Annotated in this window: 12 protein-coding genes; all 12 read right to left on the reverse strand. The window is 42.8% G+C overall.

Annotated elements, in window-relative coordinates; genetic code table 11:
• Positions 1–77 precede the first annotated feature (77 nt).
• Complete coding sequence (locus NQ505_RS06090) at positions 78–1,655, reverse strand: S41 family peptidase (RefSeq protein ID WP_009001146.1); 1,578 nt, start codon at positions 1,653–1,655, stop codon at positions 78–80.
• Positions 1,656–1,692: 37 nt separating this feature from the next.
• Positions 1,693–2,151 carry a pantetheine-phosphate adenylyltransferase gene (gene coaD, locus NQ505_RS06095; RefSeq protein ID WP_009001145.1) on the reverse strand — a complete coding sequence of 153 codons (459 nt, stop codon included), beginning with the start codon at positions 2,149–2,151 and terminating at the stop codon, positions 1,693–1,695.
• On the reverse strand, positions 2,148–4,025 hold the full coding sequence (locus tag NQ505_RS06100; protein ID WP_009001144.1) for a DNA topoisomerase IV subunit B: 1,878 nt from the start codon (positions 4,023–4,025) through the stop codon (positions 2,148–2,150). Before NQ505_RS06100 ends, coaD begins: the two co-directional genes overlap by 4 nt.
• Before the next feature lie 9 nt (positions 4,026–4,034).
• On the reverse strand, positions 4,035–5,171 hold the full coding sequence (locus NQ505_RS06105) for a GNAT family N-acetyltransferase (protein ID WP_008646659.1): 1,137 nt from the start codon (positions 5,169–5,171) through the stop codon (positions 4,035–4,037).
• Between the two features lie 178 nt (positions 5,172–5,349).
• Positions 5,350–7,269 (reverse strand): sialate O-acetylesterase, encoded by a 1,920-nt coding sequence (locus tag NQ505_RS06110; protein WP_009001143.1) that lies wholly within the window; start codon positions 7,267–7,269, stop codon positions 5,350–5,352.
• 18 nt (positions 7,270–7,287) lie between these two features.
• A complete protein-coding gene (locus NQ505_RS06115; RefSeq protein ID WP_009001142.1) occupies positions 7,288–8,067 on the reverse strand; it encodes a DUF5040 domain-containing protein in 780 nt (259 codons plus the stop codon).
• A 2-nt stretch (positions 8,068–8,069) separates the two neighbouring features.
• Positions 8,070–10,802, reverse strand: a complete 2,733-nt coding sequence (locus NQ505_RS06120; RefSeq protein WP_009001141.1) for an alpha-L-rhamnosidase — start codon at positions 10,800–10,802, stop codon at positions 8,070–8,072.
• The gene (locus NQ505_RS06125; protein WP_009001140.1) at positions 10,762–12,156 is read right to left on the reverse strand and encodes an MFS transporter; all 1,395 of its coding nucleotides are present in this window, start codon (positions 12,154–12,156) and stop codon (positions 10,762–10,764) included. The genes NQ505_RS06120 and NQ505_RS06125 overlap by 41 nt, the downstream gene beginning before the upstream one ends.
• 10 nt (positions 12,157–12,166) lie before the next feature.
• The gene (locus NQ505_RS06130; RefSeq protein ID WP_009001139.1) at positions 12,167–13,336 is read right to left on the reverse strand and encodes a glycosidase; all 1,170 of its coding nucleotides are present in this window, start codon (positions 13,334–13,336) and stop codon (positions 12,167–12,169) included.
• Between the two features lie 27 nt (positions 13,337–13,363).
• Complete coding sequence (locus NQ505_RS06135; RefSeq protein WP_009001138.1) at positions 13,364–14,725, reverse strand: DUF4038 domain-containing protein; 1,362 nt, start codon at positions 14,723–14,725, stop codon at positions 13,364–13,366.
• 4 nt (positions 14,726–14,729) lie between these two features.
• Entirely contained in the window at positions 14,730–15,770 is a 1,041-nt protein-coding gene (locus NQ505_RS06140; RefSeq protein ID WP_009001137.1) for a glycoside hydrolase family 5 protein, read from the reverse strand.
• 19 nt (positions 15,771–15,789) lie between these two features.
• Positions 15,790–18,351, reverse strand: coding sequence for a glycoside hydrolase family 2 protein (locus tag NQ505_RS06145; protein ID WP_009001136.1), 2,562 nt, complete (start codon positions 18,349–18,351; stop codon positions 15,790–15,792).
• Positions 18,352–18,359 lie beyond the last annotated feature (8 nt).

The raw sequence follows: 18,359 nt of genomic DNA on the forward strand, positions 1-18,359 counted from the left end.
ATCTATATGTCCACTACGATAAGTATATATGTCCACCGAACTGAAGGACGATGTCTTATGATTGTTTATTGAATACCCTATTTTAGTTTCTTCTGATACTCGTCCGAATTCAGTATTTCCAAAGCTTTTTGTATACTTTCATTCGTTGTATTCATTACCCGGAAATATTCGTTCATATCCCAAAGGTCACGGGCTATCAGTGCTTTGAGCTGGGTTTTGATAAGAGGGAGCGATTTCTGATATTGCTCTTCATTGAACTTCACCCCTTCTTTCTCTCCGATTTCCTTTAAAGTGGCGAGCATATCATCATCGACTACGAACTTCTCATCAAACGATTCGAACTTCTTGTATTTGTTTGCCAACTCTTTCCGGTGTCCTTCAATAAACTGCATGGTGAATTTAATCACGGCTCCTTTAGCTACCAGATTACGGTGATAATCCGTATAAAGAGTCGTGTCGATAGGCACGAAATAATCCGGCATGATACCACCTCCACCATAAACGGTACGTCCGAGTTTCTTGGTTTGTACTTTCAGTGAATCCGGGAAATGGATGCTGTCGGCATTCATCAGTTCACCGTGGTTGAAACGCTCTATCAGGTCTTTATTGTAATCGACAGTGCTGTCGTATGGTTTCTGGATCGAGCGTCCTGATGGAGTATAATAACGGGCGATAGTTAAACGAATCATGGAACCATCCGGCAAATCGATAGGACGTTGCACCAAGCCTTTGCCGAAAGAACGGCGGCCTACAATAATTCCTCTGTCCCAATCCTGTACCGCACCGCTGACAATTTCGCTGGCGGAAGCTGTATACTCGTCTACCAATATGATGAGGCGGCCATTACGGAAGTCTCCGTTACCTTTGGCATAGAAATCACTACGCTTGGCAGTCCGGCCTTCGGTATATACGATTAGCTCCTTTTGTCCCAGGAATTCGTTAGCAAGGTCAATGGCTGCATTGAGATAACCACCTCCGTTTCCTTGCAGGTCAAGAATCATATCTTTCATACCTTGCTTCTGGAGATCCTTCATTGCTTTCTTGAACTCTTCAGCAGTTGTTGCTCCGAAGCGGTTGATGCGAATATAACCCGTTTTAGGTTGAATCATATAAGAGGCGTCGAGGCTAAGGATAGGTATCTTATCTCTCTTTACTGTAAACAGTAAAGGGTCCTTTACGCCGCGACGAACGATTGTCAGATTAACTTTCGAACCTTTCGGGCCACGAAGACGCTTCATTATATCTTCCGTACTCATTTTCACTCCGGCAATAGCGCTGTCGTTCACGGCAATGATACGGTCACCGGCAAGGATACCGACTTTCTCGGAAGGTCCGTTGCTGACAGGCTGTACCACCAACAGGGTGTCTTCTATCATCTGGAATTGCACTCCGATACCCTCGAAGTTACCTTGGAGCGGTTCGTTCATCTTCTTCACTTCCTCTGCATCCGAGTAAGTAGAGTGCGGATCAAGTTGTGCCAGCATCTTGATGATGGCTTCTTCTACCAACTTGTCTTCATCTACTTTGTCCACATAGAAATTGGAGATTGCAAACTCTGCCATTTGTAGCTTTCGCATGGCTTCGGAACCGAAGTTCTGGGCTTGTGCGGCAACTGCCCACAAGCAAACGGATAGTATAATCGTTAGTTTCTTCATCATCTTTTCTGACTCACTGCCTATTCCCTAACGAGTGTTATTCACTCATTTTCATTCCTTTGGGAATAAACAGGCTGATATCTTTATTATAGGTTAATAACTCGCGTACAATTGTAGAGCTGACGCAAGTCAGTTCCGGTTCTGTGAAGAGCAGGATGGTTTCAATCCCTGCCAGTTTGCGGTTAATGTCTGCAATGGTCTCTTCATACTCGAAATCCTTCACCGTACGAATACCGCGAACAATGAATCTGGCTCCTACTTCTTGTGCAAAATCAATTGTCAGACAATCGTAGGACATCACCTGGATACGAGGTTCGTCTTTATAAAGTTCCCGAATCATTTCTTCTCTTTTCTCAATGGGGAAGTAGGTATTCTTGTTCTCATTGATACCGATTCCTATCACGATTTCGTCCATAAAGGTAAGTGCACGTTCCACTACCGAGTAATGTCCGATGGTGAAAGGGTCGAAAGTACCCGGGAATATTGCTTTTCTCATGATGCCAAGTCTTCTTCTATAACCAGATTGTCTATAATAAAGTTCTGTCGTTCCATGGTATTTTTGCCCATGTAGAATTCGAGTAGTTCTTTTACCGCGTCCGTTTTGCGCAGTGTCACCTGCTCCAGACGCATATCTTTACCGATGAAATGTTTGAACTCATCCGGTGAGATTTCTCCCAAACCTTTAAATCGGGTGATCTCCGGATTCGGTCCTAGTTCATTAATGGCATTGATACGTTCTTCCTCGCTGTAGCAGTAATTTGTCTTTTTCTTGTTGCGTACACGGAATAAAGGCGTTTGCAGGATATATACGTGCCCTTTCTTGATGAGATCAGGGAAGAATTGCAGGAAGAAAGTAATCAGCAATAGGCGGATGTGCATACCGTCCACATCGGCATCGGTTGCTACGATTACTTTGTTGTAGCGTAATCCTTCAATACCATCTTCTATATTCAGGGCTGCTTGAAGCAGGTTGAATTCCTCGTTCTCGTAAACCACCTTTTTGGTCAGTCCGAAAGAGTTCAACGGTTTACCACGGAGACTGAATACTGCTTGTGTGTTGACATCACGACTTTTGGTGATGGAACCGCTTGCAGAGTCTCCCTCGGTGATAAAGATACAGGAGTCTTCTTCCAGTCCTTTGCCTTTCGGGTCGTTGAGGTGGACGCGGCAGTCACGCAGTTTGCGGTTGTGCAGGTTGGCTTTCTTGGCACGTTCACGGGCAAGTTTCGTTACCCCTGCAATGGCTTTACGCTCCTTCTCGGATTCTTGTATCTTTTGTTGTATTGCTTCGGCTACGTCCGCATTTTTGTGCAGGAAGTTGTCCACTTCCTGTTTGATAAAGTCGCCTACATACTTGTTGACCGTTACGCCACCGGGAACCATATTGGTAGAACCCAGTTTAGTCTTCGTCTGACTTTCGAAGATCGGTTCTTCCACATTGACGGCAATGGCAGCAACCAATCCGTTACGGATATCGGTGTAGTCCATGTTCTTGTTGAAGAACTCTTTGATGGTGCGGGCAATATGTTCTTTGAAAGCACTTTGATGCGTACCACCCTGGGTAGTATGCTGACCGTTGACGAAAGAATAATATTCTTCTCCGTACTGCCCTGTATGTGTGAAAGCGATTTCGATATCTTCCCCTTTCAGATGGATGATCGGGTAAAGTCCGGTTGCCGTCATGTTGTCGTTCAAAAGGTCTACCAGACCGTTGCGCGACAAGATACGGTGTCCGTTATAGATGATAGCAAGCCCCGTATTGAGATACGTGTAGTTGCGTAGCATTGTTTCAATAAATTCGGGCTTGAAACAGTAATTCAGGAATAGTGTATTATCCGGTTCGAAGAAGATGTAAGTTCCGTTTTCTTCTTCGGTGCTTTGAGTCTCATCGGTCAGCAGGTTACCTTTTGAGAAAGTGGCAATACGCACTTTGCCGTCGCGGTAACTGCGTACCTCGAAACGGGAGCTTAAAGCGTTGACGGCTTTCACACCGACACCATTCAGTCCGACACTTTTCTTAAATGCCTTGCTGTCGTATTTACCACCGGTATTCAGCATGCTGACGGCCTCGATGAGTTTTCCTTGCGGGATGCCTCGTCCGTAGTCGCGTACACTGACACGAAGGTTTTCTTCAACGGTAATCTCGATTTTCTTACCGGCTTGCATTTTGAACTCGTCAATACTGTTGTCAATTACTTCTTTCAGGAGGACATAGATTCCATCTTCGGCATGTGCACCGTCGCCCAGCCTTCCGATATACATACCGGGGCGTGTGCGTACATGTTCCATGTCACTCAAGTGGCGGATGTTGTCGTCAGTGTACTCTACTGCATTGTTGTTGTCTACAGGTATCAATTCGTTCTCTTCCATAGCTGTTTTTTATTTTATCTCTTTGATGAACGCACGGCGGCGCTTATGTTGTTGAGTCTCAAAGTAATCCCATTGTGCCTGAACTTTACCGTTCAATTCCAGTTCGGGATTGCTTTCTGCAAATATAAAACCTAATTTTTGATAAACTGGAATTAAATCGGAAAATAACAAAGCGTTAACACCTTTATTCTGATATTCCGGCTTCACTGCAACGAGTAGTAGATCAAGCATTTTGGCACGGCGTTTCATGAATAGTGCCTTTAATAGATAGAACCATCCGAGTGGCAACAAACGTCCGTTTGATTTCTGTAAAGCCTCGGCCAGTGAGGGCATGGAGATGCCTACGCAGACCAGTTCATCGTTGGCGTCAGTGATAAGGGTAACCATCCGTAAGTCGAGGATCGGCAGATACATTTTTACGTACTGGTCGATCTGTCGCTGTGTCAATGGAGAATAGCCGTAGAGTGGGCTGTATGCTTCATTCATCAGTTCGAAAATCTTCTGTCCGTAGTCTTTGGCTATCTTTCTTCCGGAGGAGTATTTTTTTATCTTGAGGTTGTATTTTCGTTGGATTAGTTCGGAGATACGCTTATGTTTGTCGGGAATGGCATCCGGTATGTAGATTTTGTATTCCACCCAATCGGCGTCTTTCTCGAAGCCCAACTTTTCCATGTGTACCGGATAGTACGGGTAATTGTAGATAGTGGCCATGGTGCTAAGTTGATCGAATCCTTCGATCAGCATTCCTTCCGCATCGAAATCGGTAAATCCGAGAGGGCCGGCAATATGAGTCATGCCCCGTTCTTTTCCCCAGTCTTCCACTGCTTTGATGAGTGCGGACGATACTTCGGGATCGTCGATAAAGTCTATCCATCCGAAACGAACGTTCTTACTTTCCCACTTTTCGTTCGCTTGATTATTGATAATTGCAGCTACACGTCCTACTATTTTATCGTCTCGGTATGCGAGGAAATAATCTGCTTCACAGAATTCGAATGCTGCGTTTTTCTTCTTGTTGAAGGTGTTGAGCATGTCGTCATAGAGGTCGGGCACAGAGTAAGGGTTGCCCTTGTACATTCTGTAATTGAAACGGATAAATTTCTTAAGCTCTCTCTTTGTGGAGACTTTCTTGATTGTAATAGCCATATCTCGTATTTATGATTTGAGGAGGCAAAGATACGTGATAATCTTTAAATTACAACGTGCCTGAAAGAGAAAATATAGTGTCAGGAGGATTAAGCAGTGGGTTGTAAATAGGAAAATACCGGAAATGATGGTCATACATTCATTACCGGTATTTTCTTTTTGTTTTTTGGTATATCGTTTATTGGCTGATGTGTCCTTCGAACGGGGAAGCCGGCAGATTCACTGAATTGTATAAGTTTGCATCATCCGGGTTATCCCCCCAGGCATATCGTACGGAAACCGGTTGTTGTATTTCCGTATTCCATACTATTACTTTATTATTTTCTATTTTAGCTTGTGCCCATTGGTATTTACCATCTGTGCCGGCAATGGCGAATCCTGATAAGTAACCGTATTTATTACGGGCTATTAGTTCTCCGGCACAAGAGTCAAAAGTAACTTCCAGCGTATTCCCGATTCTTTTTACTGACTTGAATACCGGACCTGTACAGACGATGGAGTCATATCCATAGTCATTGCGAAGTGCATGTAAAGCAAGCCGTTTACCTACATCCTGCTTATTGCGGGGATGTATATCCTTTTCCTCACCGATATCTATAATGACAGCTTGTCCTGTATATGGCAAGGCCAGTGTCTTTGACTGTGCATCTCTTAGATTTGCCCAATGGCTTTCGGAAGGCTGTCTGGCAGGAGCCATAAAGTTTGCCAGCTGAACCCAATAGAATGGGAATTCGCAATCCCATCTGTTTCTCCAGTCTTTGATTAAAGCAGGGAATAGATCGATATATTCATTGGCACGACCGGCATTGTTTTCTCCCTGATACCAGATCACTCCTTTCATACCCAAGCCGATCAGCGGATTGATCATTGCGTTGAAGAGTAAAGAGGGAAAAGAGTTGGGACCATATTCTACGTAATCATATTGGGCGTTTGATACGGCTACTTTGTATTTCCAGTCATCACATAAAGGGAAAATCCGGTTGTTGATTTTCAAGTATACTTCATCTTTAGTACCATACAGCCCGCCTCCTCCGCGATAGTCGGATATTTTGATAGTGATGGTATTTTGCTCTTTTAATATCTTTGCAGGTATTTTGTATAGACGTTTCAAATCATAACCTACTGTACGTCCAACTTCATGTCCGTTAACCCATGTAATGTCATCATCGTCAATGGTGCCAAGACTTAATTCCGCATCCTGATTCAGGCAGTTGGCCGGTATGGAGAACTGATAAGTAAACCATACAACACCGTCTATGGCAGATAATTCTTCATTAGACCATAAAGATGGGACGGCATGCTTCTTCCAGTTTTCTGTAGAAGTATCTTCTGAATACCATTTTTCAGTTTCTCCCGGCTCATTAAGGATGGCTTGTTCAAACTCTGTTTTAACTTTGTCACTGCGTTTGATATATTCTTCAAATTCTGGAGAACGCATACGGGACAATGACTTCTCATATTTTGGGAAATGATCCATAACTTCCATGCTAATCCAAGTCTCAATATCCGTCCCACCCCACGACGAGTTTATGAATCCGATAGGAATATTGAGTTTCTGGTATAATTCACGTGCAAAGAAATAACCGACAGCCGAAAAGTCAGAAGCGGATGTGGGGGAACATACTTCCCATTTGCCTTTCAAGTTGTTTTTGGGAGTATGTCTCATTTCTTGTATGACATTGAAAGAACGGATTTGAAGATAATTGGCTGCTGCAATTTCTTCGACGGCATGGTTAGCGCTACGTAAGCGAAACTCCATATTCGACTGTCCGCTGCAAATCCATACTTCACCGATTAGGATATCAGAAAAGAATAAGGATTGTTCAGGGCTCTTTACAGTCAGTGTATATGGTCCGCCTGCTTGCATGGGAGGTAGGCTGACCAACCATTTTCCGTTTTTATCTGCCCGGATACTCTTCTTGATATCTCCTAATGTTACACTGATTTTCTCGCCGGAATGGGCCGTTCCCCATATACGAATTGGTTTCTCACGTTGCAGTACCATGTGATCTGAAAAGAAAGAAGGCATGGAAAGCTGTGCAATCATCTGTGATGCAGCAAATAGCAAACAATATGTAAATAATAAAAATCTTTTCATCATGCGGGTATTTAATGATTATTCATTAATGTATTCTTTTGGGAGCAGTATTTTGCGGAGTGTATCTGCAAAAATGGCAGCCATGCGTTGCTGGATGAATGAGTGCTCTCCGTGAGGTGGATGCCATCCGAATACTTCTCCGTGAGTTGTTTGTGAGTCTCCTGTGTAGATTAGGCTATATTGTTTGCCTGTAACCGGATGTTTCCGGTTTTTGGAAAATCCGATGTATCTGTCGAATTCCACTACCGGAAATCCCCATTTCTCTGCCAGTTTCCGGACTGAAGTGTTGAATACTGGACGACTGTCATGCCAGTGAGTACATAAAACGATAGAAGCAGGTTTTCCGTAGGGAGTATTGTAATATTTGGATTTGGGGTTGAATTTTTGGTTATAACAGTCTGATATGTAACGCTTGATGACATAATCGTAGCAAACGGCATAATCGGAAGCATCAAAAGGAGTTGCGTAGTCCTTATAGTTCTCTTTTAGGTTTGCTTCATTATATACGTCTTTTTCATGTACTTGCATTAGGACGAAGACATCAATGTCGTCAAACTCTTCCGGAGTATAGAGGGTGCCGTCCAGCATTTTATTGGCTGTGTGGGCTATGGATTCTGCACTTATGGCACGATTGATAGGAATGGCGTGAAGGGCACGACATCCCATTTCAAACCACTTATTGTTAGGTTCGGCAAAAGATGCTCCGGATAATAAAATGGTATAAGTATCTTTATTTTGAGCTACTCCTGCTAAAGCAAGCAGGCAAATGAATGTAAATAAGATGATTCTTTTGTACATAATTATTGCTGATTGATTAATAGTTGTGTGAAATCAAGTTCAAGTGAATGTTTTCCGGCTTGTAAAGTTATCGATTTTTGGGATTCCTGCATTGTAAAAGGAACAAATGTTGCAGAAGTTCCTGCCGGGATATCGATTGTATAACGGATGCAGTCATTAGTTTGACGAATCCAGTTGATATTTAACCACCCATAAGGAGTATTATAGCGTATGGTAAGTTCATTCATATCTGCCGGAAAGAAAGGTTTTAGCAGGATATGTCTGAATCCGGGATGCTTTTCATCGATTTGAATCCCTCCCAGTCCTTTGTATAGCCATGCTCCTATTTCTCCGAACATAATATGGTTATATGAGTTGTCAACGATGACATCTGTCCGCCAATTCTCATGTAGGGTGGTAGCTCCTTGTTTAATCCAATATCCCCACGAAGGATAGGTGTCTTGTGATGCGACTTTGTAGGCAGTTTCTGCATATCCGTTATCTGACAGGGCGGAGAGTAGTGCCTTACTGCCCAATAAACCGACATCCAGATGATAATTGTCTTTTTCCACTAGCTGATGAAGTCTGGCAGCTACCTTCTTTTTATCTTTTTCCGGAACGATCCCCCAATATAGCGGCATGGCCAGTTCGGTTTGTGTTCCTTCTGCGTATATTCCAGTTTCCGGGTTGAGAAAACGAGTGTTGATGGCATTCTTTATGTTCTGGGCTAATGTGTTATAATAGGATGCATCTTTTGGATATCCGAAAAGTAGTGCTGCTTTTGCCAAAATATGGACATCCGTATAGTAATAGATCGAAGAGGTCAGGGTGATATTGCTTTTTGAGCGTACAGGCACCCAATCTCCCAATCCCCAATCTGTAAGATATTCCGGTGATATGGATTCTATATACGAAACATATTTCTTGATTGGTTCATACATACGGCGGAGTAGTGTGGTGTCTCCGTAAAAGCGATAAATCTCCCAAGGGATAATGGCGACGGCACTTGTCCAGTCAACCCCGTTGGCCCAGTCATATCCCCATATAGAAGTTGGAATGATACACGGGAGCACTCCGTTGTCTTTTTGCTCATCGCAGAAATCGTTCATCCATTTTTCATATACGGAGATGCCGTCGAAATTGTATAATCCTGTTTCAATGGTGATATGCGCATCTCCTGTCCAACCATTCTTTTCCCGTTGAGGGCAGTCGGTCGGATAACCGAACAGGTTGGCTAAGTAGGAACTGTTGGTAGCTTCCCATATTTTATTTAGCAGGTCGGATGAAGAAGACCAGTAGCCGGTTGCCGGAACATCACTGTGCATTTCGACAGCAATGAGATTCTCACCGGATAGTTCGATGGGAGCGGATGACGAAATTTCTACAAACTGAAAACCTTTGTAGTTGAACTTGGGCATGAAGCTGTCTTCTTTTCCGCTAAGGATGACGATGTCTGTTTGAAAAGGATCGCTGTCGTCTGTCGGCCGGTAGTGATAATCTATATTTGCCATGTTTACCCTACCGTTTTTGTCTAAAAGTTCTCCATGTTTCAGGCGCAATATTGTTCCTTTTTTCCCTTTCACATTTAGTTCGGTGACACCTGCAATGTTTTTGGGGAAATGGTAGACGTAGCAGCTGTCATTTATTTTTTTACATTGAGTTGCTGTATAGCGGGCTGTTTCACGAATCGGATGCATAACTTGTGATTTGATTGTTTCCGTAGGTGATTCGGTTTCTTGTGCATGATGCCATTCGGTAGCGTTGAATCCGGGTGAGTCCCAACCTGTTAATTCTTTTTGTGCATCATAATGTTCGGCTGTATAGATACTGTTGAAAATAATGGGGCTGTCAGTTTTTTGCCAGGTTGAGTCAGTACCCAGATATTTTGTTGTGCCGTCTGTGTAACGCAGATGCAGTTGTGCAGTGAATCTAGGACGGTTTCTCCATGAAGCCTTGTCGAAAAACCATACTGCTGTGGATTGATGATTATACCATCCGTTCCCTAGCTGTACTCCCATAACATTCTCACCCATAGACAGTGATGATGTAACATCATGAGTGACTGATAATATACGTTTGTCGAAATGTGTATACATAGGGTCTAGGAAATGATTTCCTGTCCGTTTTCCGTTGATAAAAAGTTCATGTAGGCCTGCCGATGCAATAGTAAGTAAGGCCTGTTCGACTGTTTTGTTTAATTGGAAACTCTTTCTATAATAGGGTGCCGGGCGGTATGTGATGTCATGTCCGTCAGTAATCCATTTCCCTTTCCAGTCATTGGTTGATAAACAGCCTGTTGTGAAGGAGGATATGGGGGAAAATGTAGTTTTCTGTTTGGAGGAGGTTTGATAACCTATTTTCCAATAATAAGTCGTATATGAATCTAATGGTTGTCCATCATAGGAGGCTCTTATAGGAGCTCCTATGATGGATTTGTTCCAATAAACGGACTGACAGTCTGATAATTGGGCACTGTCTGTTGATAGCCATATTTCAACTTTGTTAATACTATCTTCCTCTAGCAGCGGAAGTTTCCAGGAAAGTCTGGGAGTTTGAGTATCCACTCCTATAGGAACGGGTATATTCTCACATTTTAATTCAAATGGCGTTTTTAGCTCTTGAGGCGTACATGAGAATAGGGCTGTACCAAGTAGTAAATACAAATAGGATCGAATTGGAATATGAGCCATATTGATTCGTTGATTAGTGATGAATTTATTTTTTTCTTCTTTCTTCGAGTTCCGTTGATATCTCATATAATCTTTTTTCATTTAGCGGATAACGTGAAATGAAGATTGCAGATAACATGGTAGCAATGGCCGGGAAAATACTCATCATCATACAAATACCGGTTTGGGCAAAATCAGATTGAATCACGTTTGCTTTGAAACCGAAATAAGCCAGTAACCATCCGGTCAAAGCACCTCCGATAGTCCATCCGAACTTTTGAGACATGGATGAAGAAGAAAATATCAGACCGGTTGCCCGTCTTCCGGTTTTCCATTCGGAGTAGTCCGATATATCTGCATACATAGACCATAACAAGGGGGAGATAATACCGGCACAGATACTTATTAAGATCTGTAAGCATAAAATTCCCCAAATAAAATCTTTGGGAAGAAAGTAGAATAACACACTTAAAATGGTGGCGCAAACCATAGCCATGAAGTACGTTTTCTTTTTACCGATTCTCTTGGTGAGGGATGGTACGAACATGATTCCGAGAATATTGGCTGCTTGTCCTAATACCAGGTAAATAGTAATAAGTGTGATGGCACTGTTCATGAATGAGAAGGAGAATGTGTCGGAACCATCTACATAATATTTAAAATAGAATACAGCGGAACCGTCACGGAGAGAATTGAAAACTAATGCCATGATTCCTGCGCATAAAAGTATCCACCAAGGTTTGTTTTTACCTAAATCTTTCAGGTCTTCTTTGAGTGATCCTTTTTCTTCCTTTATAGGCTGCACTCTTTCTTTGGTCCATAGAAACGTTAACAGGAACATGCCGCTGGCCATAATGGCGAATACGACTGCGGCCATCTGCCAGCCGAAAGCAATGTCGGGTAGGCTCTCTGTTATCTTCATCTTACTGAATATATCGACCAGCGGCTCAATGAGGAATAATACCAGAATACTTCCCCCAAACGCAAATGTCATACGGTAAGAGGAAAACTCTGTGCGTACTTGAGGATTGGCAGACATTACTCCTAATAGAGATGCATATGGCACATTGATTAAGGAATATACCATCATCATAAGAGTGTATGTGGCGTAGGCAAATATTATTTTGGTGGTCATGTTATCTCCGAAAGAAGAGAAGGTTAGTATGCCACAGATACCGAATGGTATTGCCACCCATAATAGGTAAGGACGGAATTTTCCCCATCGGGAACTGGTCCGGTCACCTAATATTCCGACAAACGGGTCAAGGAAAGTATCCCAGATACGTGTGATGAGAAACATTGTTCCTACAACGGCCGAGGAGATACCTACCACGTCTGTATAGAAGAATAATAGATACATGGTGAATAACTTCCAGAACATGGAAGAAGCTGCATCTCCTAATCCATACCCGATTTTTTCTTTTAGTTTTATGTTTTCCATGGTGGTGCGTTTATTGTTTCAGGTATTGTTTATTATGATTTACCATAGTAATGATCTGTTTCACGGATTCTATGGAACGAAAACCGTCTGCCGGCGTGTGCAGACAATAATCTACAAGCTGGCTTACTGTTGATTCGGCTACATGAAGACGGGTGTCGGAAGACGCATAATAGATATAAACTTTTCCGTTGTCATCTTCAATCCATCCATTTGAGAATAATACATTCGATACATCACCGATTCTTTCTTCTCCTATGGGAGCCATGAAATAACCTGCAGGTTCGGCTATAATCTGTGTCGGATCTTCTAAGGAAGTCATATATAGGTATAATACATAGCGTAGTCCGGCTGCGCATCCTCTTACTCCATGTGCCAAATGTAACCATCCTTGTGGGGTTTTTATGGGGTGTGGCCCTTCTCCGTTTTTTACCTCCTTGATCGTATGATAAAACCGTTTATTGATGATCTTTTCTTCTTTTATTTCGGCATGACAGATGTCGTCTATGAGTGCCCAGCCAATGCCTCCTCCATTACCAGCGTCGATAAAGCCATCTTGGGGGCGGGTATATAAAGCGTATTTCCCGTTAACGAATTCCGGATGAAGCACAACGTTTCGTTGCTGGCTTGGAGATTTCAGGTCCGGTAAACGTTGCCATGTTTTCAGGTCCTTTGTTCGTGCAATACCTGCTACGGCCACTGCTGACGATAAATCACCTGCCGGAGCGTTCGTATCTTTACGTTCCGCACAGAAAATGCCGTAGATCCATCCGTCTTCATGTGCGGTCAGGCGCATGTCGTACATATTGGTGTCGGGAACATCTGTTTCCGGCATTTCTATCGGATAATCCCAAAAGCGGAACCCGTCTACCGGGCTGTCGCTTTCCGCTACTGCGAAGAATGACTTTCGGTCTGCTCCCTCGACACGTGCCACAAGGTAATATTTATGATTGATTTTGATTGCTCCTGTATTCATTACCGCGTTGATGCCAATCCGCTCTTCCATGAATGGATTCTGTTTCTCATCAAAATCATACTTCCAGATTAATGGTGCATGTTCTGCTGTTAACACAGGGTAGTGATAACGTCTGTATATACCGTTATTGTTATTGCATATCTCATTTTTCCGGGTGATAAGAGCTTCATAGTGCTGTGTCAGCTCTTCTAATCTGTTACTTTTCATATTCTATAGTTATTTTTTATCAGTTGGTTATTCGATTATTAGAACCCAGTCATTTCCTTTTCCTTCTGTAGGCGAGGATATGGAAATCGTATCTGTTGTCGTATACTGGTAGAATGTGGTTTGTCCGTTACGGGGATTCATCCATTTTAAAGTCTGTTTGGGACTACTCATGGGAGGCAGATAGATGGTTCTTTTCCCACCTTGCGGAAGATATACCAGTATATAGTCTTTGTTGCCGAAGGCTACGGGGTAGTTTGTCTTTTCTAAAGAGGCATTGCCAAAAATGCTTTGTTGGCTCTTCCCTTGAGTAAAATCAAATTTCTCCCATAATCTGCGAAAGTGAATTAAATCCCATGCTCCTTGTTTGTCCATAGCCTGATGCCATGGAGTATCGGCATCACATTTAGATTCGCGTCCGGTGTCGAACATTTGCCATATATCATTACAACCATATGTATAGCCACAGGCTCCACTGAACATGCTTTGGTAGAGTGTATGGCGGACGTCATCCTCTCCGAATCTTCCGTTCTCTTTTTTAAAATTGATCGGAATATTCTCATATCGGGGTTCTCCATCCATACATGGTTTGTGTGGCTTCCTATTTAAGTCGGGTAGAAGTATGCGTTGATAGATGGCGAAATCCTGTTGAGCATGTCCGGACTGACACATATTGAAGTCCAACCATGGAGCGTCGTGAAACCAGTATGAGGATGAGTGTTCACCCTGCGGATGATAGGTCATCAAATGATTTTGGTCTATACTTTTAATGCCGGTTGCCAATGCGTTCCAGATGGATAGGTTTTTTCCGCCTCCACTCCGGTCACCTCCTATTACCCATATCAGGTTGGGCATATTCATATAGCGTTCTCCTAACCACTTGCCGTATCTATACGCATTCTCCGGGGTGAAGATTTCCGGTCCTTTTCCCCATTGTTTGTCTACTTTATCGCCCCAGGTTGGTAGCAATGCTATATATAAACCTTTGGCCGCAGCCAGAGAAATTACTTTGTCTACACGGGCGAAATACTCGGGGGAAGGTTGGTCGATATTACCGTCGATTAATTGGGGGACTCCGTTGGAGGAGGTGTTAATGCCGTCTAATTCATCCAGAATTACAGTTTGTATGACGGTAAATCCCTTTTCTCTGCGATTCTCCAGATATCGTTCTGTCTCTTTGTCGTTTAAACGGCTGATGAGTTCCCAAGCTGTATCTCCCAGATAAAGAAAAGGAGTTCCATCCGTGTATTCCAGGTAGCGACCGGACGAATTTACCCGTAAGTTGCCTTTTGATAGATTCGTGGCACTTCCTGTCCACCGGTCTTCTTGAGCAGAAACACAGGTTGTACAAAGAATGAATAAAACGTAGCAGATGGAGAGTCGTTTGAGCATGATTCTATTTCTTTAAAGTATGCGTATATTTCTCAACTATGGGCATTTGCGGCCTGTCTTTTCCCTCTTTAGGGGTGATTGCCATGAAATAGGTATCCCACCACGGACCTGCTGCCCAATAGGTGCCGTTGATTCCGTTCTCTTGTAAATAGTGCAGGAACAAATCAAGAGTTTCATTCCAACGGGGATCATTGTCGGGAATTCCATATTCTCCGATAAAGCCATGGAAATTATTTTGTTTGATCCATTCGACAAAAGGTTTTACCCGGTCGATACCTTTTTCCGGATAACATCCCTCTTCTTCATAGGAATATTTATAAGTACCGGATGCATCTTTGTCAAAATATACATGCGCTTCAAAAGCGAGATTATTAGCAGGGTCTTTTAAGAATTTGAGTGTATCGCTTTGCTCAATCCAGCGTTCTGCCGATGACCAGTCATTGCCGCCTACCATGATAAGGGTGTTGGTATCGACCTGTCGAATGGCATTGATGGATGCTTGCGCCATGTCGAACCAATTACTTCCGGGAGCCAGATCGTGTGGTTCATTCATCAGCCCGTAGCCGTATATATTTTTGAAAGTCGAGAATTCTTTAGCGATAGCTTGCCAGAAAGAGGCCAGATCTTCTATTGTTAATCCGTTACTTCCGATAAGGGTGTGTTCGTTATTCATGTAACGGCGACAATAATTATGCAAATCAAGAAGTACGACCATATCCCGCTTTTCTGCAGCTCTGACCAGTTCTTTCATTTTATTGAGGTCATGTTGGTTCAGCGGGCCTTTCAGATCCAGTTGCAACCGTTCCCATTTAAATGGTAACCTGATAAGTTTCAGACCTTTTTTGTGCCAATATTCGAGGTCCTGATCTGTCGGATAAGTATAGTCTTTATTATATTCTCCGGGAAAAGATGAACCGAAGTCGGCACATGCGAGGTTGACACCATAAGGTTCACCAGTCTCTTTTACTGGAGGTTGATTGCTTTTACATCCATTTAGAGTAAGTAAGCTTAGTAGTAGAAAAGCCGAAATAAAAACTTTTTTCATAATGTTCTGTTTAATAGGGTTATTGGAGGTTCCAGCCTTTTACAATCACTGGAGATTCCAAGTTTATTTTTAATTTTTTTGATTCCTGTGGATTAAGCCATATATAGTTCTCCGAAACGATGAGTTGATCCATCTTCTCCGGTACTTCTATGTGTACTCCGATGGCAGGATATTTTCCTGTATTTGTCAGAATCACTGCATTGCCCCTACGTTCCGTCTTTATGGTTGTCTGGGGCATTGATAAGATGGAGCCCGGGCGCACTTCATAATTGGTGAAGTAGTAATTCCGGTAGATACTCCGGTTATTTTTCACTATATCCAATACAAAGAACAACATGGTAGATTTGGTTTGCTCTCTGTTTAAATAGATTTCTCCTAGTTTTTTTACAACATTCTCATCTCCGGTGCCATTAAACGTATGGTTGGCGACAGTGTCTAGTTGATCATTGTATATAGATACCTTCACTTGATAAGGTTTTTTGTCCAGTTCTTGGCAATCATCGAGCAGATAAACAGGAAGGCTGACTTCCTGGCTGGAGAGATTGCTACGGTCAAATAACATAACTGCCGCTAGCGGAGCAAAAGATTTTTGCACAAAATAATGAATGGGTTTAATGATGCCGTAATAATCTACGCACGACCACGAGACGCCGGGATAATTGTCGTTCATCTTATAATAAAGTGCTCCCGTAGTATGAGGCCATAATGTACGTGCCCGTTCTAGTGTATGTCTCACTCCCACTACTTGTGCTAATTGTGATCCGAGAATGAAAGAAGCCAGCGAATCTTTCGGCATAAAATAACCGGAGTATTGAACGAGCTTTCCCATTTCTCCCATTGTTCCGAAGATAGGAGTGTGGTGTGTGAAGTTACCGCTCCTTCGGGGAGGCCACACCTCTTTCTCCCCATCTAAATATTTGTGTACTGTCTCAATGTGAGGCAATGATGCTATCCCAAATTCTCCCCAAAAAGGAGCGGTCATATTCAAATTATGATTGAGGTGGGCATTATCCCACCAGCAGTTATAATTGTGTTGGCTGCCTCCCCAAGCTTCCCCGCGATGGAAAGGACGAGTTCCGTCGAGTTCGATGCTTAGTCGTCCCATCATGTCAATGGCAGGGCCGAATGGCTTGTCCGATTCATTTCCTGCTCCCCACATCACAAGAGAAGGGTGGTTTCTGAGTCGTTTGGTATTTCTTTCTACCGTCTCTTTTAAAAGAGAGTACGGCTGCGTGTTATGGCTATTCCAGGCTGTTGGCCATTCTTGCATAACCAGTATTCCGTATCTGTCGCATAATTCGTAGAAATCATCCGTCTCGGGCATTCCTCCTCCCCAAGCTCTTAGCATTTGTATGTGCTGGCTTTTGGCTATCTGAAGTAAATGCTCATATTTATTTCTTGAAAAGTCCATTAATGCATCCATGGTACACCAACCTGTTCCTTTTATAAACATCGGTTTCCCGTTGATGACAAATGTCCAGTTATAATAATCTTCTTTAGCACCATCGGTTAATGGCCTCATCTCAATCGTCCGGATGCCGAATGATGTTTTTACATGAGCTGTTTTTCCTTTTTGTGGAATGAAACGGAGATTAAGATCATATAGAGCTTGTTCTCCTCTGTCATTAGGCCACCAAAGGTGTGGATCCTTGATTTGAAAGTCCAAAGACAAGGTTTCTTGTTTACGTCGGCTGTTAATGTCAAAACGATAATATTGTTTTATTCCTTTGAAGTTTTTGGGAGATACTTCAGCATATAATACTCCTTTTAATGGAGATGATTGTTCGTGTAAATCAAACGTCAGACGCATTTGACCATCGAGTGAACGAGTGGCGACGAAAGGTGAGTCTATATCTACGGCGGCTTGTTCTTTTAGTTGGACACTTCGCCAGATTCCCAATGACGGAATTTGTGCATAATGCCATCCGTAAACACAATTGAACACGACTGTATATTTCCAACTTTCATTTGCGTTGGGCGGCCAGTTCCCTAAAAACATTTGAGGAATGGCTTCAAGTTTTACTATGAGCGTATTTTTGTTCTTTAAATATTTACCTATTGAGAAATCAGGTCCTCCGAACATTCCTTCGTGTGTTCCTAGGAGTTTTCCGTTGAGCCATATAGTACATTTATTGGCAATTCCGCCAAAAGATAATATGCTGTGAGATAAAGGGGAGTTTAGTTCGAACTCCCGCTTCATCCACCATGTTTTATAAGATTGTTTTTCCGCTATAGAATCATTTTGACCGATGTATGGATCGGGTATGATTTTATTTTCTACCAGTGCGGTATGAATACTTCCCGGTACACGGGCAGGTATTTGATCTCTCCAGGAGGTATGCAAGCGTTCTTTTTCTGTTCCTCCTTCCGCCAGTTGCCAGATTCCGTCCAAAGAGAACTCCGCAGGTATATTTCCAACTGGAGGAATATTACCTGTTTCAGTCATCTGTGTACCTTTTACCTCTATGGGAGAAGGCTTTGCTGCAAAGCTTTTCCTGTCTATCTCATCCATGGATTTCTGTGCGATAACCATTGGTGTAGATAGAAGTAAAGTGATGATAGTGATGAATCGGGTTCTCATGGACAGTA

The sequence above is a fragment of the Bacteroides sp. D2 genome (genome assembly GCF_025147085.1).
Taxonomy (GTDB): domain Bacteria; phylum Bacteroidota; class Bacteroidia; order Bacteroidales; family Bacteroidaceae; genus Bacteroides.

Bases quoted from the DNA above. Each gene is read 5' to 3' on its own strand.
- NQ505_RS06100 (WP_009001144.1), bottom strand. From the start codon at position 4,025: ATGGAAGAGAACGAATTGATACCTGTAGACAACAACAATGCAGTAGAG.
- NQ505_RS06115 (WP_009001142.1), bottom strand. From the start codon at position 8,067: ATGTACAAAAGAATCATCTTATTTACATTCATTTGCCTGCTTGCTTTA.
- NQ505_RS06145 (WP_009001136.1), bottom strand. From the start codon at position 18,351: ATGAGAACCCGATTCATCACTATCATCACTTTACTTCTATCTACACCA.
- NQ505_RS06135 (WP_009001138.1), bottom strand. From the start codon at position 14,725: ATGCTCAAACGACTCTCCATCTGCTACGTTTTATTCATTCTTTGTACA.
- NQ505_RS06130 (WP_009001139.1), bottom strand. From the start codon at position 13,336: ATGAAAAGTAACAGATTAGAAGAGCTGACACAGCACTATGAAGCTCTT.
- NQ505_RS06090 (WP_009001146.1), bottom strand. From the start codon at position 1,655: ATGAAGAAACTAACGATTATACTATCCGTTTGCTTGTGGGCAGTTGCC.
- NQ505_RS06140 (WP_009001137.1), bottom strand. From the start codon at position 15,770: ATGAAAAAAGTTTTTATTTCGGCTTTTCTACTACTAAGCTTACTTACT.
- NQ505_RS06110 (WP_009001143.1), bottom strand. From the start codon at position 7,269: ATGAAAAGATTTTTATTATTTACATATTGTTTGCTATTTGCTGCATCA.
- NQ505_RS06105 (WP_008646659.1), bottom strand. From the start codon at position 5,171: ATGGCTATTACAATCAAGAAAGTCTCCACAAAGAGAGAGCTTAAGAAA.
- NQ505_RS06125 (WP_009001140.1), bottom strand. From the start codon at position 12,156: ATGGAAAACATAAAACTAAAAGAAAAAATCGGGTATGGATTAGGAGAT.
- coaD (WP_009001145.1), bottom strand. From the start codon at position 2,151: ATGAGAAAAGCAATATTCCCGGGTACTTTCGACCCTTTCACCATCGGA.
- NQ505_RS06120 (WP_009001141.1), bottom strand. From the start codon at position 10,802: ATGAGATATCAACGGAACTCGAAGAAAGAAGAAAAAAATAAATTCATC.